The sequence below is a fragment of the Nocardioides sp. genome (assembly GCF_036274455.1).
In the GTDB taxonomy this organism is placed as follows: Bacteria; Actinomycetota; Actinomycetes; order Propionibacteriales; family Nocardioidaceae; genus Nocardioides.
On the sequence record NZ_DASUFR010000142.1, the window covers coordinates 16,108 to 37,053 of the forward strand.

A 20,946-nucleotide genomic window follows, 5' to 3' on the forward strand; every position below is an offset into this window, starting at 1 on the left:
TCAGCCGTCGACGCCGACGACCGCAGAGCCGTCGGCGCCGACGGTCGTGCGCTCCGGCGACCCGGGGATGGTCAGCGGGAGGTCGAGCGGCGCGTGCAGGCTGACCACGACCCGGTCCTGCTCGACGCGCACCGCGTAGGTCAGCCCCGGGTAGCGGGCGAACGCGCCCGACTGCTCGAGGTAGGCGCCGACCGCCCGGCGGGCCTGCGCCGGGGTCAGCGCGAGCACGTCCTGCGGGACGCCGCCCTCGTAGACGTCGGCACCGGTCGCGCCGAGGTCCGCGCCGCGCAGGGCGGCGCCGTCGGCCAGGGTGTCGAGCCCCTGCCGCTGGAGGTAGGCGGCGGTGCTGTCGACGACGAGGGCGACCACCATCGCCAGCACGACGGCGAAGCCGACGATGAGCACGGTGGCCTGACCGCGCTCACTGCGTCCTCGTTCAGGGGGCCGGCGCACCGTCGACCTCCTGGTACTGCCCGACCGGCACCGCGTGCGACGCGTCCAGCGCGAAGCTGGGCGCCTGGCCGCCCAGCAGCTCGGGCAGGAGCGGCAGGTCGACCCGGGTGGCGACCCGGACGGTGACGACCGAGGTGCCCTGGTGGCAGTCGCGGGGGTACGGCGTGCAGCTGACAGTGACGGTGAACGGGACCCCGCGCAGCCCCTGGTCGGCGAGGGCCTGGCGGGCGGCCTGCTCGGCCCGCGCCTGCCCGACAGCGTCGGTGGGTGCCAGCGCGTAGGCGCGGCCGGCGGCCCGGGCCGCGCTGCTGACCCCGAACGCGCCGCGCTGCACGTCGACGACGCTGAGCACGATCCACAGCATCGGGACGATCAGGAGGATGCCGAGCCAGGTCAGCTCGACCAGCGCGCTCCCCCGTTCTCCCTTGCCACAACACTGAACTGAATGGTTCACTGTTGGGGTGACCGTCGCCGTCCTCTGCGCCGCCCTGGGCGACCCGACCCGGGCGGCGATGGTGGAGCGGCTCTCACGCGGCCCGGCCAGCATCTCCGAGCTCGCGGCGCCGCACGCGATGACGCTCACCGCGGCTCGCAAGCACGTCGGCGTGCTCGTCGACGCGGGCTGGGTCGAGCGACGCAAGCGCGGCCGCGTGGTGACCTGCCGGCTGCGGCCCGAGCCGTTCGGCGAGCTGGAGGGCTGGCTCACCGACCGGCGCGCGTTCTGGACCTCGGCGCTCGGCCGGCTCGGCGCCGTACTCGACGAGGAGCAGCCATGACCATCCCCGACCTGGGCTTCACGCTCTCGCAGACCTACGCCGCACCGCCCGAGCGCGTCTACGCCCACTTCACCGACCCCGACCTGATCGTGCGCTGGTTCTGTCCCAACCCGGACCTGCCCACCACGGCCGAGCTCGACGTGCGCCCCGGCGGCGACTGGCGGGTCACGATGGGCGACTGGGTGGTGGGCGGCAGCTACGTCGAGGTCGAGCCGGTCACCCGGCTGGTGTTCACCTTCGACTGGGAGCACGACGACGAGGACCCGACGACGGTCACCGTCCAGATCACGCCCGAGGGCGAGGTCACCCGGCTCGTCCTCGAGCACGAGGAGACGAGCAAGGACAGCGGGCACGAGGAGGGGTGGCTGCTCACGCTCGCCCGGCTCGACCGGCTGCTCTCCTAGCGAGGTCACGGCGGCTCCTCGACGGCGTGGCCGGTGACGGTCAGCTCGACCGCCGGGCCGCCGATCCCGAGCGCAGGCACCCGGGCGTGCACGGTCACCTCGACGGTCCGGCCCTGCTGGGCCGCGGTGACGTCCTGGGCGAACCGGGAGGACACGGCCCCGCCGATCTGCGCGCGGGTCAACGCGGCGCCGTCTGCCGGCCCGCGGTCGCGGGTGGCGGCCAGCCGGGCGCCCTCGGAGGCGGCCGACGCCAGCGCGTTGCGGACGAACAGGACCAGCGCCACCTGCAGGATCCCGAGCACGACCGGCACCAGCACGACCATGACCAGGACGACGTCGACGACCGCCGCGCCCCGCTCGGTGCGAGGTCTCGGCACTACTTCACTGAGCCGAGGGCATCGGAGAGCATCGAGCGGAGCTGGGTCTCGGCCACGCCCCAGATGACCATGACCAGTCCGGCGGTCATGACCGTGACGAGGACCCAGCCGGGGACGTCGCCACGCTCGTCACGCTGCCGCTGGGCGCTGAGCTCGAGCCAGAGCCGGGCCAGTGCGGAGTGGAGGTGCTGCATCGTGCTTCCTTTCCCGAGAGGTGGCCACGATGGGTCACGGGGCCGTGAGCGAGAGCCCGACCACGCCGGGCCAGAACGCGAAGAGCACGGTCACCGGCAGCACGAGGAAGACGACCGGGACCATCATCGCCACCTCGCGCCGGGCGGCGACCTCGATCAGCTCGCGCCGGCCGGCCTCGCGGACGTCGGCCGCCTGGGCGTGCAGGACGTCGGCGAGGGGCGTGCCGCGCTCGACCGCCACCGCGATCCCCTGCGCGAACCGGGCCACCAGCGGCAGGCCGGTCGTGGTGGCCATCCGGTCGAACGCCGCGGCCACGGGCTCGCCGGTGCGGACCTCCGCCAGCACCGCGGCCAGGTCGGCGGAGAGCTCGCCGCCGGAGCGGCGTACGACGCGGTCGAGGGCGGCGACCGGGCTCTCGCCGGCGGCGACCGCGAGCGCGAGCAGCTCGGCGACGGCAGGGAACTCGGCGAGGATCCGGCGTTCGCGCTGCTTGACCTGCGAGGTGAGGTGCTGGTCACGGGCCAGGACGCCGACCGCGAAGGAGATGAGGCAGAGCAGCACCGGCGCGACCGCGCCACCGGGGTGGGTCAACGCCTTCAGGACGGAGTAGGCAGCGACGAGGGCGAACGCCACCAGCCCCCACACCACCTGCTGGACGCGGAACTCGCTCACCGTGACGTCGACACCGGCCCGCTGGAGCCGCCGGCGCACCGAGGCCGCGCCGCCGAGGACCCGCTCGACCGCCTCGCCGGCGGCAGCGAGGACCGGGCCGAAGACGCCATGCGCAGCGCTCGTGGTCGGCGCGGCCCGGCTCGCGACCTGCGGCAGGTCGCGGATGTAGGGCAGCACCCGGGTCTCGAGCCGCGGCCGGCGCAGGGCCAGCACCCGGCTGCCGACGAGCAGAAGGCCGCAACACAGCACCGCACCGAGCAGTGCCCCCCACGCGGCCGGTGTCACCGGAGGATCCGTCGTTCGACCGGCAGTCGTCCGATCCGCATCATCAGCCGGTAGGCGACCAGGCACAGGCCGGCACCCACCGCGAGCACGAGGACTCCCCCGGGCGAGGCGTAGCGCCGGATCACCTCGGTCTGGAACGACATGAACAGCAGGACCAGCCACGGCGCCGCGACCGCGAGCCGGGCGCCGTTGACGGTCCACGCCTGCCGGGACTCGAGCTCGCCGCGGGTGCGGAGGTCGTCGCGCAGGTAGCCGGAGAGGTTGCGCAGCAACCGCCCGAGGTCGCCGCCGCCCACCTCGCGGGCCACGCGCAGCCCCTCCACCACCCGGTCGCCGACCGGGTCGGCCAGCCGCAGCTTGAGCCGGTCGAGGCTCTCGCCGAACCGTCCGGTGACCTGGTAGTCGAGCGCGAACGCGTCGAACGCCGGCCGCAGCGGCTCGGGTCCGCGCACGCCCAGGCCGGCCAGGGCGTCGGGCAGGCTCATGCCGGCGCGCACGGCGCTCGCGAGGTTGTCGACCGCCTCGGGCCACACCTCGGCGAACTCACGCTGCCGGCGGCGAGCGCGCCCGCTGACGACGGCCACCGGCAGGTAGCCGCCCATCACTCCGAAGGCGAGCGCCACCGGTGGCGTGCGGCTCACGACCTGGACCGCGAACGCCGCGACCGCGCCGATCACCAGGCAGAGCACGAGGAACCCGGTGATCGACACCTCGCCGAGCCCCGCGCGGGCGAGCAGGTCGGCCGTGCGGCCGGGCCGGCCCGCGGTCCGCGGCCGGAGCGGCACGAAGAAGGCCGACCAGATCATCAGCAACCCGACTCCGACGCCGAGCCCGACGAGCGCGCCCATCAGCCCTCCAGCTGTCCGCTGAGCATGCCGTGGACGTCGAGCCCGCGACGTTCGAACTGCTCGAGCCGGGGTGGCAGGCCACCGGTGCGACGCAGCTCGGTGCCGTGCCGGACGAAGATCGGCTCTGTCTCGATGACGTCGCTCTCGACCCGGCCGGGCACACCGACGATCTCGTTGACCCGGCGCACGCCGTGCTCGTCGATGCCGAGGTGGACGACGAGGTCGATGCTGGCCGCGACCGTCGGCACGACGAACCGCGCGGAGATGTTCTCACCGGCCAGCAGCGGCAGGGTGCACGCCTTGACCAGCGCCTCCCGGGCGCTGTTGGCATGGATGGTGCACATCCCCGGCAGCCCTGCGTTGAGCGCGAGCAGCAGGTCGAGGCACTCCTCTGCCCGCACCTCCCCCACGATCACCCGGCTCGGCCGCATCCGGAGGCTCTCCTTGACCAGGTCTCGCAGCCGCACCTCACCGGTGCCCTCGAGTCCCTGCTGCCGGGTCTGGAGTGCCACCCAGTCCGGATGGGTGAAGCGCAGCTCGTAGACCTCCTCGGCGCTGACCACCCGCTCGCCACCGGGGATCGCCGCAGCGAGGCAGTTGAGCATCGTGGTCTTGCCCGCCTGGGTGGCGCCGGCGACGAGGATGTTGAGCCCGGCCCGCACGCAGGCCTCGAGGAACGCCGCCGCCCGCGGGCTGAGGCTGCCGAGCTCGACCAGGCTGTGCAGCCGGTTGGCGCGCAGCACGAACTTGCGGATGTTGACCGCGGAGAAACCCCGGCTGATGCCCTCGAGCACCACGTGCAGCCGGTGGCCCTCGGGCAGCATCGCGTCGACGAACGGCTGGCTCAGGTCGATCCGCCGCCCCGAGCTCTTCAGCATCCGCTCGACCAGCTCCTGCACCTGGGCCCTCGTGAGAACCAGGTTGGTCAGCTCGTGGCGGCCGTGGCGGGCCACGAACACCCGGCTGGGCTCGTTGATCCACACCTCCTCGACGGCCGGGTCGTCGAGGAAGGGCTGCAGCGGGCCGAAGCCGCTGACCCGCGCGACCAGCTCCCCCACGACCGCTTCGGCGTCCGGGACCGCCGCGACCACGCCGGTCAGGCTGCGCTCGTCGTGGTCGCGGACGACGGACTCCGCGATGCGGCGCACCACGCCCGCGTCGCGCTGGGGGTCGACGCCCTCGCGCCGAACCGCCTCGCGCACGTGGGCGTCGAGCTGCTCGACCAGCTCGTCGGGCGCGCCCGTGCCGGCCGGCACCGCGGCGTGCGTCGTCGTCATGTGACCCCGAATCCCGAGAAGGAGCCCTGCTGCCGCGACCGTAAGCCCCCCTTGGCACGAGCGGAAGAGGGCACCAGAAATCTGTGGATGAACTGGTGCGGGTGTGACGAGACGTGCTGGAGGGTGGGCGCCACATGGGCCGCGCCGGTGGACTAGCCCACCCCCGGGCAGCGGTGACCTTTCAACCGGCCTGAACCGCTCACGGGTTCACGGACCGCCGGCGCCTCGGCGTGTCCCGCCACCATGCCGAGGGTGGCGGTGGGTGATCAACCACGCTGGGCCAGGCTGCGGTTGATTGGTCACCGCGGCCGAGGACGGTCGAGCGGCTCGCTCCGGTCGAGGCAGGGTGACACCGAGTCCACGGGTCGCCCGGGAGGTCAGTCGTCAACGGGACGGGTCGACTGCCGCAGGATCAGGTGGGTCGGCAGCGGGGTGTCCTCCGTGGGCGGGTTCGACTCCTCGACGGCGATCAGGACCTTCTGCATGATCAGCCCGCCGAGGGTGTCGAACTCCTGGCGGATCGTCGTGAGCGGCGGAAACAGGTAGCCCGCCTCGGGTATGTCGTCGAAGCCGACGACGCTGACGTCCTCGGGCACGCGCAGCCGCCGCTCCCGCAGGGCCGAGAACAGGCCGATCGACATCTGGTCGTTGCCCACGAAGACCGCCGCCCCGGGCTCGATGTCGAGCTCCGTGCCGAGCCGGTAGCCGCTCGCCGCGGACCAGTCGCCGAAGACCGGCGGGACGATCTCGAGCCGGTGCTCGGCGAGCTCGTCGCGCCAGCCGCGGACCCGTTCGGTCGCATCCGTCGCGTTGCGCGGTCCGGCGACGTGCAGGATCCGGGTGTGCCCGATCTCGGACAGGTGACGGACCGCGGCTCGCGCTCCGCGGTACTGGTCGATGGAGACGATCCCCGGACTCCGCCGGGCCGTGGACGCGGCTATCACGACGGGGATGCTGAGGTCGAGGTTGCGCACCAGCTCCAACACCTCGACGTCGACCACGACCAGGACGAGAGCGTCCACGCGCTGCCGAAGCAACCCGTCGACGACGGCGCGGAACGACTTGGGGTCGGCGGGCGGCGTGCTCACCGACTCCACGGCGTAGCGGGCCGCACGGGCCGCGAAGTTGAAGTGCATCGCGATCGACGTCGGCCCGTAGTCGGAGATGCCGGGCGTCACCAGGCCGATGGTGCGGGTGCGCTTGGTGACGAGCGCGCGCGCGGCCGGTGACGGGCTGTAGTGCAGCTGGGCGATCGCCTGCTCCACCCGGGCCCGGGTCGACGGCCGCACGTTCGGGAGGTCGTTGATGACCCGCGACACCGTCTGGTGCGAAACGCCCGCGAGCCGGGCGACGTCGAAGATGTTGGCGGCCCGGCCACGTCCCGGCGGGGCCGGCTTGCGCTCGCTCATCGCTCGGACTCCGGCTGGGCGACCAACGCGGTCAGCACGTCGGGGGTGAGCTCGTCGGACGGCAGCGTGTCGACGATGCGCCCGCCCTGCACGATCGCGACCCGGTTGCCCACCCGGAGGACCTCCTCGAGCTCGGCGGAGATGAACATGACGGACAGCCCGTTGTCGGCGAGCTCGCCCACGAGATTCTGCACCTCGACCTTCGCGCCGACGTCGATGCCCCGCGTGGGCTCGTCGAGCACCAGCGCGCGCGGCGACAGTGCGAGCAGCCGCGCGAGGAGCACCTTCTGCTGGTTGCCTCCCGACAGCGTGCCCGCCGGCCGGTCCAGGTCGCGTGGCCGGATGTCCAGCGCCTCCATCCAGCTGAGCGCCAGCTCGCGCTGACGCGACGGCCGGATGCGGTGCAGGATCCCGCGCTCGGCCTGCAGCGCGAGGGTGATGTTCTCCCCTACGCTCAGGTCGCCGATGATGCCCTCAGCGCGCCGGTTCTCCGAGGAGTAGACGACGCCGAGCGAGATCGCGGTCCGCGGCCCGCCGATCCCCTCCTTGGCGCCCTGGACCCGGATGATCCCGGCGTCCAGCCGGTCGATGCCGGTGATCGCCCGCGCGAGCTCGGTGCGACCCGACCCGAGCAGCCCGGCCACGCCGAGCACCTCGCCCTCCACCATGTCGACGTCGGCCTCGGCGATCCCCGACCCGACGCTGACCGAGCGCGCGCTCAGGTAGGGCTCCCTGCGGCCGTCGACGACGTGGAGCCGCGACCGGGTCCGGAGCTTGTCGGCACTGCGCCCGAGCATGGCGTGGACGAGGTCGATGCGGAGGAGCTCCCGGGTGAGGTACTCCCCGACGAGCTTGCCGTCGCGGAGCACGGTCACCCGGTCGCAGATCTCGTAGACCTGGTCGAGGAAGTGCGAGATGAAGATGATCGCGACGCCGCGCGCCTTGAGGTCGCGGACCACGCGGAACAGCTCGGTGCACTCCGCCTGGTCGAGGCTCGAGGTGGGCTCGTCGAGAACCAGCACGCGTACGTCGGTCGAGATCGCCCGCGCGATGGCGACGAGCTGCTGGACGGCGATCGAGTGCCGCCCGAGGAGGGAGGCGGGGTCGATGTCGAGGCCGAGGTCGGCGAGCACCGCGTGCGCCCGCACCCGCATCTCGGCCCGGTCGATGAGGCCGAACCGCCGCGACTCCGAGCCGAGCGCGATGTTCTCGGCGACCGACAGGTTCGGCAGCAGGTCGATCTCCTGGTAGACCGCCCGGATGCCAGCGAGCTGGGCGTCGTGCGGCGAGTGGAACCGCACCGGGGCGCCGTCGAGCCGGATCTCGCCCGAGGACAGCTGGAGCGCGCCGGTCAGCGCCTTGATCAGGGTGGACTTCCCCGCGCCGTTCTCGCCCATCAGCGAGTGCACCTCGCCCGGGAAGAGCTGGAAGTCGACCCCGTCGAGCGCCGCGTCGGCACCGAAGTAGACCGTCGCGCCGACGAGCTCGACGAGCGGGCGCTCCATCGGGCAAGTATCCCGCGGAGTGGTGCTGCCTATCGTCGACGCTCCGCGCGGACCACGATCACCCGCTGCACCACGATGAACATCAGCAGCATGAGGCCGACGATGATGCGGGTCCACGCCTGCTCGGCGCCCATGTAGGAGATGACCGTCTTGATCGTCCCGTAGACCAGCACCCCGACCACCGAGCCGAGGACGTAGCCCGTGCCTCCGGTCAGGAGGGTGCCGCCGATGACCACCGCGGCGATCACGTCGAGCTCGGTGCCGATGCCGTTTCGCGGGTAGCCGGCTCCGGAGTACGCCGTGAGGACGAGCCCCGCCACACCACCGCAGACCCCGCTGATGACATAGACCAGCACCTTGGTCCGGGCGACGGCGAGCCCCATCAGCCGCCCCGACTGCTCGCTGCCGCCGACGGCGTAGACCGTGCGGCCGAACCGCGTGTAGCGCATGACCAGGGCACCGACCACCGCCACCGCGATCGCGAGGATCCCGGTCGGCGTGATGTACCACTCGCCGAACCGGTACCTCGTGGTCTGGAGCCACAGCACCGACTCGTCCTCGACCCGGATCGACTTCAGGCTGACGACGAAGGCGAGCCCGCGCGCGAGGAAGAGACCGGCCAGCGAGGCGATGAACGGCTGGACGTCGAAGTACTGCACCAGCACGCCGATCAGCAGCCCGATGAGCGCGCCGCCGAGGATGATCGCCGGCACCACCACCGCCGCGGAGTAACCGTGGGCGAGCAGTGAGGCGCACGAGATGCCGGTGAACGCCATCACGGACCCGACCGACAGGTCGATGCCGCCGGTGACGATCACGAAGGTCATGCCGACCGCGAGGATGAGCAGGTAGGCGTTGTCGAGCAGCAGCGCCGAGAGGGTGCGCGGTGTGACGAACTCGCCGAAGTGGATCTGCGCCCCGATGAGGATCAGGACGAAGATCACGACCGCCGCGAAGGTCGGCACCATCGAGGAGTGCCGGCTCATGAATGTCTGGGTGTACGCCGAGACGCGGGCCCGGCGGTCGGCGATCGGGACGCTCGTCATGGGGTGACCTCGGCTTCGGTCCGGAGCTCCGCATCGGTCCGGAGCTCGGCATCGCCCCGGACCTCCGGGGAGGGCCGGGACCGCCGGCCTCGGGTCAGGCGGCGCGCGATCTCGTGCACCCGCGGCGACTGGATCAGGACGACGATGACGACGACGACCGCGAAGAACACCGGGCTCTCCGCGGAGGAGACGCCCAGGAAGAGGATCGTCGACTGCAGCGTCTGGATGATGAGGACGCCGAGGACCGTGCCGGCGATCGAGAACTTGCCGCCCATCAGCGACGTCCCGCCGAGGACCACCGCCAAGATGGCGTAGAGCTCGATCAGCTCACCGGCGGCATTCGCGTCGGCCGCACGGATGTTGGAGCTGTAGATGATCCCGGCGACGCCGGCGAGCGTGCCGCTCGCGACGTACGCCCCGAGGATGATGCCGCGGGACCGGACGCCGGCCAGCCTGCTGGCCTCCGGGTTGATGCCCACCGCCTCGGTCAGCACCCCGAGGGCGGTACGGCGCTCGACCAGCGCGATCGAGACGGTCGCCGCGACCCAGATGTAGAGCGCGAACGGCAGCCCGAAGAGGTGGCCGCTGGCGACGTACTCCAGCGGCCTGCTGTTCACGGTGGTGATGAAGCCGTCGGTGATGAGCAGCGCCACACCGCGCCCGGCCAGCATCAGCACGAGGGTGGCGATGATCGGCTGGATCTTGAGCACCGAGACCAGGAAGCCGTTCCAGACGCCGAGCACCAGCGCGACGCCGACCCCGACGCCGATGGCCACGAGGACGGTGCTCACGCTGCCCGGGTCGGACGACCCGTCGATGATGGTCAGGGCGACGGCGCCCGACACCGCCATCACCGCGCCCACTGACAGGTCGATGCCGCGGGTCGCGATGACCAGGGTCATGCCGAGCGAGACCAGCATCAACGGCGCGCAGTTGCGCAGGATGTCGATGAGTGCGCCGTACAGCTCCCCGTCGCGGACCGTGATCTGGATGAACCGGGGCCGGACCGCGGTGTTGAGGGCGATCAGCGCCACCAGCGAGAAGCCGGGCCAGAACAAGCGGTGCCTGAGCAGGCTGGTCACGCGACGCTCCCTTCGCCCTCTGTCGCCATGTAGTCGATCACTCCGTCGACGTCGACGGTGCTCGAGTCGAGCACGCCGATCTGGTGTCGATCCCTCATGACGACCACACGCTGAGCCAATCGAAGCACCTCCTCCAGCTCCGAGGAGATGAAGATGACCGAAAGTCCGCGCCCCGCGAGCTCGGCGACCTTGCGCTGGATGTCCGCCTTCGCACCGACGTCGATCCCGCGGGTCGGCTCGTCGAGGATGAGCAGCTCAGGTGCGGTCGCGAGCCAGCGCGCCAGCAGCACCTTCTGCTGGTTGCCGCCGGACAGCTCGCCCGCCACCCGGTTGGGATCGGCGGGACGCACGTCGAGCGCGCCGATGTACTCCTCGACGACAGCGTCCTGTTCCGCCCGGCGCACCTTGCGCAGCCAACCGCGCCGTGCCTGGATGCCGAGCACGATGTTCTCGGCGACGGTGAGGTCGGCGATGATCCCCTCCGCCCGGCGGTTCTCGGACGAGAAGGCGATCCGCCGGTCGATCGCGTGGCGCGGGGACGAGAGCCTCGTCGGCGCACCGTGGACCGAGACCGTGCCGGAGTCGGGGCGATCCGCGCCGTACAGCAGCCGCACGAGCTCGGTGCGGCCGGAGCCGAGCAGGCCGGCGATGCCCACGACCTCGCCCCGGTAGACGTCGATGTCGGCTGGGTGCAGGACGCCCTTCTTGCCCACCCCCGACGCGCTGAGCACCGGGATGGCCGTGCGGTCGATGCTCCGCTCGGCGCTGGCGGAGATCGCCTCCAGCTCGTCGAGCTCACGTCCGATCATCTTGGTGACGAGCTCGGAGCGCGGCAGCTGGTCGGCGAGGTACTCCCCCACCAGCTTGCCGTTGCGCAGAACGGTGATGCGGTCGGCGATCTCGTAGACCTGGTCGAGGAAGTGGCTCACGAACAGGATCGCCACGCCCTGCTCGCGCAGCCCCCGGACCACGGCGAACAGCCGGTCGACCTCCTCGCGGTCCAGGCTCGAGGTCGGCTCATCGAGGATCAGCACCCGAGCGTCGAGCACCATGGCCCTGCTGATGGCGACGAGCTGCTGTACGGCGATGGAGTGGCTGGCCAGGACCGACTGCGTGTCCAGGTGCAGCCCCAGGCTCGCGAGGTGACGGGCCGCCTCGCGGTGCGTGGCGCGCCAGTCGATCCCGCGCAGCGAGCGGGGTTCGTGGCCGAGCATGACGTTCTCGCCGACCGAGAGGTTCGGGCAGAGGTTGATCTCCTGGTAGACCGTCGAGATCCCGGCGCCCTGCGCGTCCGCCGCGGAGCCGAAGACCCGCTCCTCGCCGCCGACCGCCATCGTGCCGTGGTCGATGGAGTAGACGCCGGTGAGCGCCTTGATGAGCGTGGACTTGCCGGCGCCGTTCTCGCCCATGAGGGCGTGCACCTCTCCGGCGCGGAGGCAGAAGTCAACCGCGTCGAGCGCCAGGACGCCCGGGAAGCGGATGGTGATCCGGCGCATCTCGACGACGGTGCGGCTCTCGGTCGTGACAGACATGTGCGTCAGCAGCCCCTGTCTCGGGAGCGAGAGCTCCGCCGGAGCCCCGGGGTCACTGGGTCTCCGGCGGAGCCGCTCTCTGGTTGCCTCTCTGGTTGCGCGGTGTGGTGCTGGACCGATCAGTAGGGACGGGAGTCGATGACTTCCTTGGCCTGGTCCTGGGTGAAGGAACCGTCCTCGGCGTAGTTCTGCTTGTCGACGTCGGTGCCGTCGAGGACCTTCTTCACGAGGTCGGCGGCGTAGTCGCCCAGGAGCGGGTTGCACTCGACGATGAAGTTGATCTTGCCGTCGACGAGCGCCTGCATGCCGTCGTGGACGGCGTCGATCGACACGATCTTGATGTCCTCGCCCGGCTTGCCGCCGGCCGCCTCGATCGCCTCGATCGCGCCCAGGGCCATGTCGTCGTTGTGGGCGAACACCAGGTCGATGCCGTCCACGCCGTACTTCTGGAGGAAGCCCTCCATGACCTTCTTGCCACCGTCGCGGGTGAAGTCACCGGTCTGGGAGTCGATCTTCTCGATCTGGGTGCCGCCGATGGCGCTGTCGAAGCCCTCGGCCCGGTCGTTCGCCGGCGCCGAACCGGTCGTGCCCTCGAGCACGACCATCTTGGTCGGCGTGTCTCCGAAGTTGTCGGCGGCCCACTGACCCGCGGTCTCGCCCTCCTTCTTGAAGTCGTCGCCCACCCAGCTCGCGTACAGGTCGTCGGACGAGGTGACGGTGCGGTCCTCGAGGACGACGGGGATGTCGGCGTCGGCCGCTTCCTGCAGGACGTCGTCCCAGCCGTCCTCCACGATCGGCGCGATGACGATGGCATCGACGCGCTGGTTGATGAAGCTGCGGACCGCGGCGATCTGGGCAGCGGGGTCGTTGTCGGCAGCGTTGAACACCAGGTCGAAGCCGTTCTCCTTCGAGAAGGCCTGCTTCATGTTCTCCGTGTTCGCGCTGCGCCAGCCGGACTCGGATCCGGTCTGCGCGAAGCCGACCTTGATCGTGTCGCCCGAGCCGCCGCCCGAGCCGCTGCCCGAGTCGGAGTCACTGCCACAGCCGGCCGCGACGAGTGCCAGGGCACCCAGCATGGCGATGCCGGTCAGGAACTTCGTCTTCACTCCAAACCTCCTCGCTAGCACCGGCTGCGCCGGGCTGAGTATGCGTGACGCGTGCCTCCGGACTGCGCCAGCGACTGATTGTGAACCTTCACATTCCGAGATTGCCGGGAGGTTAGCGGTAACATGCCGGTAGCACAAGGGGTAGATTTCGAGTCCTACGTGGGGCGTGGCTGGCGCCAAAGTCGGGACTTACGTTAACGATCACAATTGGCTACCATCCGCCGCGTCGGCGACCGCGCCGGCCCCGACCCGGGGAGGTTCCGTGACCAGCGACCCGTGCACCATCGGCGTCGACTTCGGCACGCTCTCCGGCCGCGCGGTCGTGGTCCGGGTGCGCGACGGTGCCGAGCTCGGCGCCGCGGTGCACGAGTACGCGCACGCGGTGATGGACACGCGCCTCACCGCGGGGCCGGCAGCGGCGGCGGACCGTCACGTCGCCCTGCCGCCCGACTGGGCCCTGCAGGTGCCGCAGGACTACGTCGACGTGCTCTGCACCGCGGTGCCGGCCGCGGTGCGCGCAGCCGGGGTGGACCCGTGCCAGGTGGTCGGCCTCGGCACGGACTTCACCGCCTGCACCGTCCTGGCCACGCTGGCTGACGGCACCCCGCTCTGCGACCTGCCGGAGTACGCCGACCGCCCGCACGCCTACGCCAAGCTCTGGAAGCACCATGCCGCGCAGCCGCAGGCGGACCGCCTCAACCAGCTCGCCCGTCGCCGGGCCGAGCCCTGGCTCAGCCGGTACGGCGGCCTCATCTCCAGCGAGTGGGAGTTCGCGAAGGGGCTCCAGCTGCTCGAGGAGGACCCGGAGCTCTACGAGCGGGCCGACCTCCTGGTCGAGGCGGCGGACTGGATCGTCTGGCGGCTCACCGGCAGCCTGGTCCGCAACGCGTGCACCGCCGGCTACAAGGGCCTGCTGCAGGACGGCCGCTACCCCGACCGCGAGTTCCTCTCCGCGCTGAACCCGGCCTTCGCCGGGTTCGCCGAGGAGCTGCTCGGTGGCGAGATCGGCCGGCTCGGCGACCCGGCCGGCCGGTTGTGCGCCGAGGCGGCCGGCTGGACGGGGCTCCCCGAGGGCATCGCCGTCGCGGTCGGCAACGTGGACGCGCACGTCACGGCGCCGGCGGCCCGGGCCACCGAGCCCGGCCAGATGGTCGCGATCATGGGCACGTCGACCTGCCACGTCATGAGCCACGAGCACCTCGTGGAGGTGCCGGGGATGTGCGGGGTGGTCGACGGCGGGATCGTCGACGGGCTGTTCGGCTACGAGGCCGGGCAGTCGGGCGTCGGCGACATCTTCGCGTGGTACGTCGACAACCAGGTCCCCGCCCGGTACACAGACGAGGCCGCCGCCCAGGGACGTTCGGTGCACGAGCTGCTGACCGAGCTGGCCTACCGGGAGCCGGTGGGGGCCCACGGCCTGGTCGCCCTCGACTGGCACTCGGGCAACCGGTCGGTCCTGGTCGACCACGACCTCTCGGGGGTCGTCGTCGGCCAGACGCTCGCGACGCGCGCCGAGCAGGGCTACCGGGCACTGCTCGAGGCGACCGCGTTCGGCACCCGCGTGATCGTCGAGACCTTCGCGGCCGCGGGCGTCCCGGTCACCGAGCTCGTCGTGGCCGGAGGCCTGACGAGGAACACCCGGCTGATGCAGACCTACGCCGACGTCGTCGGACTGCCGATCTCGACGATCGGGAGCGACCAGGGCCCGGCGCTCGGGTCGGCGATCCACGCCGCGGTCGCGGCGGGAGTGCACGCCGACGTCCGGGCCGCCGCCGCAGCGATGGGCTCGCGCGGCCAGGTCGTGTACCTGCCCGACGACCACGACGCGGCGGCGTACGACCTGCTGTTCTCGGACTACCTCCAGCTGCACGACTGGTTCGGACGAGGCGGCAACGACGTGATGAAGCGGCTGCGCGGGGCCCGCCGCGCCGCGCTGGACGGGGCCGCGTCGTGAGCACCGAGGACGCCGTGGACGGCACGGACGGCGTGGTCGCGGTCCGTGAGGAGCTCGCGCGCCTGCACGCCGAGCTGGTCCGCTACGGCCTGGTCGTCTGGACGGCGGGCAACGTGTCCGGCCGAGTGCCGGGCACAGACTGTTTCGTCATCAAGCCGTCCGGGGTCTCCTACGACGAGCTCACGCCGGACTCGATGATCGTCTGCGACCTCGACGGCCGGGTCGTCCCGGGCACCCGGGGATGCGAGCGGTCGCCGTCCAGCGACACCGCGGCGCACGCCTACGTCTACCGGCACCTGCCGGACGTGGGCGGCATCGTGCACACGCACTCGACCTACGCCGTCGCGTGGGCCTCGCGTGGCGAGGAGATCCCGTGCGTCGTGACCGGCATGGCCGACGAGTTCGGCGGGCCGGTCCCGGTCGGGCCGTTCGCGACGATCGGGGACGACTCGATCGGCCGGGGAATCGTCGAGACGCTGCGCGGCCACCGGTCCCGGGCCGTGCTGATGCGCAACCACGGGCCGTTCACGATCGGCGTCACCCCGCGCGACGCGGTGAAGGCCGCAGTCATGCTCGAGGACGTCGCGCGCACGGTGCACATCGCTCGTCAGGTCGGTGACCCGCTCCCGATCGCGCCGGAGGCGATCGACCACCTCTACGCCCGCTACCAGAACGTCTACGGGCAGGCCACCGACGACCGCCGCGAGTGAGCGCCAACGAGGGAGACCAGATGCTGACGACGTACGACGGCCAGGAGGTCTGGTTCGTCACCGGCAGCCAGACGATGTACGGCGAGGAGACGCTGCGCCAGGTCGCCGAGCAGTCCCGACAGGTGGTGGCCGGGCTCGAGGGGCTGCCGGTGCGCGTCGTGTGGCGGCCCGTGCTGACCGACCCGGACAGCATCCGGCGGCTGGCGCTGGACGCGAACGCGCGCGACGAGGTCATCGGCATCGTCGCGTGGATGCACACGTTCAGCCCGGCGAAGATGTGGATCGCCGGCCTGGACGCGCTCCGGAAGCCGCTGCTGCACCTGCACACGCAGGCCAACCTCGAGCTGCCGTGGGCGGACATCGACTTCGACTTCATGAACCTCAACCAGGCCGCTCACGGCGACCGCGAGTTCGGCTACATCCAGACCCGCCTCGGGGTCGCCCGCAAGACCGTCTCCGGCCACGTGTCGGACCCGCGGGTGCTCTGCGAGATCGAGACCTGGCAGCGGGCGGCGGCGGCCTGGACCGCGGCGCGGTCGCTGCGGATCGCCAGGTTCGGCGACAACATGCGCTACGTCGCGGTCACCGAGGGCGACAAGACCGAGGCCGAGCTCCGGTTCGGCGTCCAGGTGAACACGTGGGGCGTCAACGAGCTCGCGGCGGCGGTGGACGACGTGGCACCCGCCGACGTGGACACGCTGGTCGAGGAGTACGCCGACCGCTACGACGTCGCTCCGGAGCTGCTCCCCGGCGGGGAGCGCCACGGGTCACTGCGGGACGGCGCGGCGATCGAGCTGGGGCTGCGCTCGTTCCTCGAGGGTGGCGGGTTCGGCGCCTTCACGACCAGCTTCGAGGACCTCGGTGGGCTGCGCCAGCTCCCCGGGCTCGCGGTGCAGCGGTTGATGGCGGAGGGGTACGGCTTCGGCGCGGAGGGTGACTGGAAGACCGCCATCCTGGTCCGGGTCGCGAACGTCATGGGTGCGGGGCTACCGGGCGGCGCCAGCCTCATGGAGGACTACACCTACGACCTGGTCCCGGGTCACGAGCGGATCCTGGGCGCCCACATGCTCGAGGTGGCTCCCTCGCTGACGACAGCCGTCCCGAGCCTGGAGGTGCACCCGCTCGCGATCGGGGGCAAGGACGACCCTGTCCGGCTGGTCTTCACCGCCGACCCGGGGCCTGCCGTCGTCGTGGCGATGTCGGACCTGCGGGACCGGTTCCGGCTCGTCGCGAACGTGGTCGAGAACCTCAGCGCACCCGACCTGCCGCACCTGCCGGTCGGCCGGGCCGTCTGGCGCCCGGCCCCCGACTTCAGGACCTCGAGCGCCTGCTGGCTCGCGGCCGGCGCGGCACACCACACCGTGATGACCACGACGGTCGGCGTCGACGTCTTCCGGGACTTCGCAGAGATCGCCCGGACCGAGCTGCTCGTCATCGACGAGACCACGACTGTCCAGGCCTTCCAGCACGAGCTCCGGTGGAACCACGCCTACCACCGGCTCGCGACCGGCCTGTAGCTCCGTCGCCAGGGAGCCGAGGTCCGATCGGCTCGGTGGTCGTGATTCGGAGGCTGGCGCAAGGACGGTCAAGCGACTTGCCCCTGCGATGGGCAGGATCGACAGATGGCTGCCGAAGGACCCCTGACCGGACGGCTGGCGCTCGTGAGCGGCGCCTCGCGAGGACTGGGCCGCGCCACCGCCGTCGAGCTGGCCGCGGCCGGGGCGTACGTCGTGTGCACGGCGCGCAGCACCCGCACCGGCGCGACCCAGACCGACGTCGACGACCTCACGCTCGAGGGCACGCTGGACGCCGTACGCGCGGCCGGCGGCGACGGCGAGTGGCACCGCTGCGACCACACCGAGCCCGACCAGGTGGAGGCGCTGCTCCGCGGCGTGCTCGACCGGCACGGCCGGGTCGACGTGCTGGTCAACAACGCCTGGGGCGGCCACGACCACCACGAGGAGGCCGACGGCGAGGAGGTGTGGGACGAGCCGATGGAGCAGTTCCGGGCGATGCTGCTCGGCGGTGCCTACTCCGACTACGTCACGACGCTGCTGACGCTGCGGCTGGCGATGGGCCCGGCGCGGTCGGGGCTCGTCCTGACCACCACCTGGCACACGCCGGAGCCACCCGCGTGGGTGCCCTACGAGTCGAGCAAGGCGGCCAAGAACCGGCTCGTCTACGCCCTCGGCTACCACCTCCAGGACAAGGGGATCGGGGTGGTCGCCGTCGCGCCGGGCTGGATGCGCACCGAGCTGATGGAGGCGCACGTGGCACCGGAGGTGCTGGCCGGCAAGACCGAGTCGCCGCACCTGGCGGGGCGGGTGATGGCGGCGCTGGCCGCCGACCCGGAGGTCATGCGGTGGACCGGCCAGGTCGTGGACGTCGGCGAGCTGGCCGACCACTACGAGATCGACGACCTCGACGGCACCCGGCCGCACGGCAACGCCGGCAGATACCGCCCGAGCCCGGTCCCGCCCCCGCTGCCCGGCGAGGGTGGTTAGAAGCTTCTCGCGCGCGGGGGACGATTCCCGCCCAGCGCGCGAAGATGGAGGACATGCCGCAAGGCGACGTGGTCGGGCGCGAGCGGGAGCTGGGCGAGGTATCGGCCTTCCTCGACGGCCACGTCGCGGGCCCGGCAGGCCTGAGCCTGGTGGGCGAGCCGGGGATCGGGAAGTCCACGCTGTGGGGCGCGGCCGTGGCCGGCGCCCGCGACCGGGGGCTGCTCGTGCTCTCCTCGCTGCCGACGGAGGCCGAACGCAGCTTCGACCACATCGGTCTCGGCGACCTGTTCGACGACGTCCTGGACGAGGTCGCCCCGGCGCTCGCGGCGCCTCGCCGGCGCGCCCTCGAGGTCGCGCTCCTGCGCGAGGAGGCAGCGGACGATCCCGTCGACCGGCGCGCCCTCGGCGTCGCGGTCCACGACCTGCTTTCGGTGCTCGCCCAGCGGCGGCCGATCCTGCTGGCGGTCGACGACCACCAGTGGCTCGACCCGTCCTCCTCGAGCGCGCTGTCGTTCGCGCTGCGGCGTCTTGCCGGGTCCCCGGTCCGCGTCCTCCTCTCCCGTCGGCACGTCGACAAGGCCGAGCCGACCGAGCTGGAGCGCGCGATCGGCGAGGAGCACCTCCAGCACGTGTTCGTGGGCCCGCTCACCTCCGGCGCCCTCCATCGACTCCTGTCCGATCGGCTGGAGCGGACCTACGCCCGCCAGACGACGCTCCGCATCCACGAGCGGGCGGGCGGGAACCCGTTCTTCGCCCTGGAGCTGGCGAGGGCGCTCGGTGCCGACATCGATCCGCTGCGGCCGCTGCCGGTCCCGGACACCCTCGACGGGTTGCTCTCCGCGCGGCTCGACGGCCTGCCCGCCGCCACCCGCGATGCCCTCGCGCTCGCCTCGGCGATCGGTACGCCGTCCCTGGCTCTGATGGAGCGCGCGGGCGTGGCGCTGGAGACGCTCTCGCCGGCCGTCGCGTCGCACGTCGTCGAGCTCGACGACGGCACGGTCCGGTTCGGCCACCCGCTTCTGTCGTCGGTCCTCTACCGCGACCTCGGGGAGCGGCGCTGGAGCGTGCACCGACGCATCGCCGAGATCGTCGAGGACCCGATCACCCGGGCCCGGCACCTTGCGCTGTCCGCGGCGCCACCCGAGCCACGCATCGCCACCGTGCTCGACGACGCCGCCGCGCTCGCCATGGAGCGCGGGCTGTCTGCCGTCGGCGCCGAGCTTGCCGAGCACGCCGTCCGGCTGACGCCGGCAGAGGCGGTCGAGCGCCATCCACGAGCCCTGACGGCGGCTCGCGCGCACCGCTCCGCCGGGGAGTGGACGCGCGCACGCAACATCCTCACCGACCTGCTGGCGGAGGACCTCGGTCCGCTCCGCGCCGAGGTCCTCATCGAGCTCGCGGAGTTCGAGGGACTCGAACGCGGGGCTGCGCTGCTCGCCGAAGCGCTCGAGGACGAGCGGGCCGGGCCGGCGCTGCGGGCGCGGATCCAGTGCCGGCTGGCGTGGACGACTCGCTTCACCAAGGGCTACGAGCGAGCACTCGAGCACGCGCGTACGGCGCTGCACATCGCCGACGACCTCGACGACGACGCGCTCCGCGTCGAGGCGCTCGCCATCCTGACGTTCCTCGGGTGCGCGGCCGGCGATCCGGCCGCGCCCGGTCACGCCTGGCGGGCCCGCCGGCTCGCCTCCGGTCTCGGCGACGAGCATCTCCTGGTCGAGGCGCGCCGGGCGGTCTCGAACGTCCTCGAGGTCCGTCGGAGGGTCGAGGAGCTGCGTGCGCTCAACGAGAACCTCTACGAGCGATGCCATGAGCGCGACGAGCTCGCAGCCACGGACGCGCTGTTCGCCCTCGCCTACGTCGATCTGTGGAGCGGACGCTGGCAGCTCGCCGCCGAGCACGCCCAGCGTGCTCACGAGATCACCGTGCAGTACGGCCTCGAGGTGCCGTGGATCCACCTTCCCGTCGCCGTGATCGCCGCGCACCGCGGGCGGCTCGCGCTGGCCCGCGCGCACTCGGAGCGGTCCCTGCAGCTCGCGGAGGAGCAGTTCGGGCTGCACACCCCGGTCCACCTGGGCACGCTCGGGTTCGTCGCCCTCCAGGCCGGCGATCCAGGCGCCGCACTCGGCTGGTTCGACGAGGCCGAAGCCATCCTGACCAGGCTCGAGTGGCACGAGCCCGGCAGGCGCTGGTGGGTGCCCGACCACGTCGAGGCGCTGTTGGCGCTGGACCGCCGGGACGAGGCCGTCCGGGTGGTCGACGCCTGGGAGGCAGACGCTCGGCGGTTGCGGCGCGACTGGGTGCTGGCCCACGTGACGCGTTGTCGTGGGCTGATCGCCGCCTCCCGGGGACACGTCGAGGAGGCGGCGTCGCTGCTGGAGGCCGCGCTCGACCAGCACGAGCGCGACGCGGACCCGTTCGGAGCAGCGCGGGCACTGTTCGGGCTCGGCGTGGTGCGCCGACGGCAGCGCCGCAAGCGCGACGCCCGCGACGCGATCGGTGCGGCGCTTGCGCGGTTCCAGGAGCTCGATGCTGCGGCCTGGGTCGAGCGGGCGCGCGGGGAGCTCGGGCAGATCGGCGGTCGCACGCGCACCGAGGGGCTCACCCCGGCCGAACGCCGCGTCGCTGCCTTGGTCGCGGAGGGCCGCACCAACCGCGAGGTCGCCGCCGCTCTCATGCTCGGCGAGCGCACGGTCGAGTCGCATCTGTCGCACGTCTACGCCAAGCTCGGCATCCGGTCCCGGGCCGAGCTGGCACGTAGGTTCCGCCTTGACGAGCAAAGTTCAGGGGAACTGCGGATTCCAAGCTGAC

20 protein-coding genes are annotated in these 20,946 nt (G+C 72.2%); 7 read left to right on the top strand and 13 right to left on the bottom strand.

All coding sequences use genetic code 11. From position 1 onward, the window contains the following. Positions 1-453 carry a pilus assembly protein TadG-related protein gene (locus VFV89_RS13745; RefSeq protein ID WP_329706517.1) on the bottom strand — a complete coding sequence of 151 codons (453 nt, stop codon included), beginning with the start codon at positions 451-453 and terminating at the stop codon, positions 1-3. Then, complete coding sequence (locus VFV89_RS13750) at positions 437-907, bottom strand: hypothetical protein (RefSeq protein WP_329706518.1); 471 nt, start codon at positions 905-907, stop codon at positions 437-439. The genes VFV89_RS13745 and VFV89_RS13750 overlap by 17 nt, the downstream gene beginning before the upstream one ends. A 7-nt stretch (positions 908-914) precedes the next feature. Here VFV89_RS13750 and VFV89_RS13755 point away from each other — a divergent pair, with 7 nt between their 5' ends. After that, the gene (locus VFV89_RS13755) at positions 915-1,229 is read left to right on the top strand and encodes a metalloregulator ArsR/SmtB family transcription factor (protein ID WP_329706519.1); all 315 of its coding nucleotides are present in this window, start codon (positions 915-917) and stop codon (positions 1,227-1,229) included. Continuing rightward, positions 1,226-1,633: an SRPBCC domain-containing protein gene (locus VFV89_RS13760; RefSeq protein ID WP_329706520.1), complete on the top strand. Its 408-nt coding sequence runs from the start codon at positions 1,226-1,228 to the stop codon at positions 1,631-1,633. Before VFV89_RS13755 ends, VFV89_RS13760 begins: the two co-directional genes overlap by 4 nt. A gap of 5 nt (positions 1,634-1,638) precedes the next feature. Here the strand turns inward: VFV89_RS13760 and VFV89_RS13765 are convergent, their stop codons facing one another. From VFV89_RS13765 to VFV89_RS13815, 11 genes are all read right to left on the bottom strand, one after another. Further along, positions 1,639-2,010 (bottom strand): TadE/TadG family type IV pilus assembly protein, encoded by a 372-nt coding sequence (locus VFV89_RS13765; protein WP_329706521.1) that lies wholly within the window; start codon positions 2,008-2,010, stop codon positions 1,639-1,641. Then, the gene (locus tag VFV89_RS13770) at positions 2,010-2,204 is read right to left on the bottom strand and encodes a hypothetical protein (RefSeq protein WP_329706522.1); all 195 of its coding nucleotides are present in this window, start codon (positions 2,202-2,204) and stop codon (positions 2,010-2,012) included. The genes VFV89_RS13765 and VFV89_RS13770 overlap by 1 nt, the downstream gene beginning before the upstream one ends. Positions 2,205-2,238: 34 nt before the next feature. Continuing rightward, a complete protein-coding gene (locus tag VFV89_RS13775) occupies positions 2,239-3,162 on the bottom strand; it encodes a type II secretion system F family protein (protein WP_329706523.1) in 924 nt (307 codons plus the stop codon). Further along, on the bottom strand, positions 3,159-4,010 hold the full coding sequence (locus VFV89_RS13780) for a type II secretion system F family protein (RefSeq protein ID WP_329706524.1): 852 nt from the start codon (positions 4,008-4,010) through the stop codon (positions 3,159-3,161). Before VFV89_RS13780 ends, VFV89_RS13775 begins: the two co-directional genes overlap by 4 nt. Next, on the bottom strand, positions 4,010-5,287 hold the full coding sequence (locus tag VFV89_RS13785) for a CpaF family protein (RefSeq protein WP_329706525.1): 1,278 nt from the start codon (positions 5,285-5,287) through the stop codon (positions 4,010-4,012). The genes VFV89_RS13780 and VFV89_RS13785 overlap by 1 nt, the downstream gene beginning before the upstream one ends. Positions 5,288-5,664: 377 nt before the next feature. Next, positions 5,665-6,696, bottom strand: a complete 1,032-nt coding sequence (locus VFV89_RS13790; RefSeq protein WP_329706526.1) for a LacI family DNA-binding transcriptional regulator — start codon at positions 6,694-6,696, stop codon at positions 5,665-5,667. Beyond that, positions 6,693-8,201, bottom strand: coding sequence for a sugar ABC transporter ATP-binding protein (locus tag VFV89_RS13795; RefSeq protein ID WP_329706527.1), 1,509 nt, complete (start codon positions 8,199-8,201; stop codon positions 6,693-6,695). Before VFV89_RS13795 ends, VFV89_RS13790 begins: the two co-directional genes overlap by 4 nt. A 29-nt stretch (positions 8,202-8,230) precedes the next feature. After that, positions 8,231-9,247 carry an ABC transporter permease subunit gene (locus VFV89_RS13800; protein WP_329706528.1) on the bottom strand — a complete coding sequence of 339 codons (1,017 nt, stop codon included), beginning with the start codon at positions 9,245-9,247 and terminating at the stop codon, positions 8,231-8,233. Further along, positions 9,244-10,329, bottom strand: a complete 1,086-nt coding sequence (locus tag VFV89_RS13805; RefSeq protein WP_329706529.1) for an ABC transporter permease — start codon at positions 10,327-10,329, stop codon at positions 9,244-9,246. Before VFV89_RS13805 ends, VFV89_RS13800 begins: the two co-directional genes overlap by 4 nt. Beyond that, positions 10,326-11,861, bottom strand: coding sequence for a sugar ABC transporter ATP-binding protein (locus VFV89_RS13810; protein ID WP_329706530.1), 1,536 nt, complete (start codon positions 11,859-11,861; stop codon positions 10,326-10,328). Before VFV89_RS13810 ends, VFV89_RS13805 begins: the two co-directional genes overlap by 4 nt. 119 nt (positions 11,862-11,980) lie before the next feature. After that, complete coding sequence (locus VFV89_RS13815) at positions 11,981-12,967, bottom strand: ABC transporter substrate-binding protein (protein WP_329706531.1); 987 nt, start codon at positions 12,965-12,967, stop codon at positions 11,981-11,983. Positions 12,968-13,229: 262 nt separating this feature from the next. On the opposite strand from VFV89_RS13815, the gene araB reads away from it, so the two are divergent. From araB to VFV89_RS13840, 5 genes are all read left to right on the top strand, one after another. Further along, positions 13,230-14,921, top strand: a complete 1,692-nt coding sequence (gene araB, locus VFV89_RS13820) for a ribulokinase (protein ID WP_329706532.1) — start codon at positions 13,230-13,232, stop codon at positions 14,919-14,921. Further along, positions 14,918-15,631, top strand: a complete 714-nt coding sequence (locus VFV89_RS13825; protein WP_329706533.1) for an L-ribulose-5-phosphate 4-epimerase — start codon at positions 14,918-14,920, stop codon at positions 15,629-15,631. The genes araB and VFV89_RS13825 overlap by 4 nt, the downstream gene beginning before the upstream one ends. Before the next feature lie 20 nt (positions 15,632-15,651). Continuing rightward, positions 15,652-17,148 carry an L-arabinose isomerase gene (gene araA / locus VFV89_RS13830; RefSeq protein WP_329706548.1) on the top strand — a complete coding sequence of 499 codons (1,497 nt, stop codon included), beginning with the start codon at positions 15,652-15,654 and terminating at the stop codon, positions 17,146-17,148. A gap of 105 nt (positions 17,149-17,253) precedes the next feature. Continuing rightward, a complete protein-coding gene (locus VFV89_RS13835; RefSeq protein ID WP_329706534.1) occupies positions 17,254-18,135 on the top strand; it encodes an SDR family NAD(P)-dependent oxidoreductase in 882 nt (293 codons plus the stop codon). A gap of 53 nt (positions 18,136-18,188) precedes the next feature. Further along, positions 18,189-20,945: an ATP-binding protein gene (locus tag VFV89_RS13840; RefSeq protein ID WP_329706535.1), complete on the top strand. Its 2,757-nt coding sequence runs from the start codon at positions 18,189-18,191 to the stop codon at positions 20,943-20,945. Position 20,946: the final 1 nt, after the last annotated feature.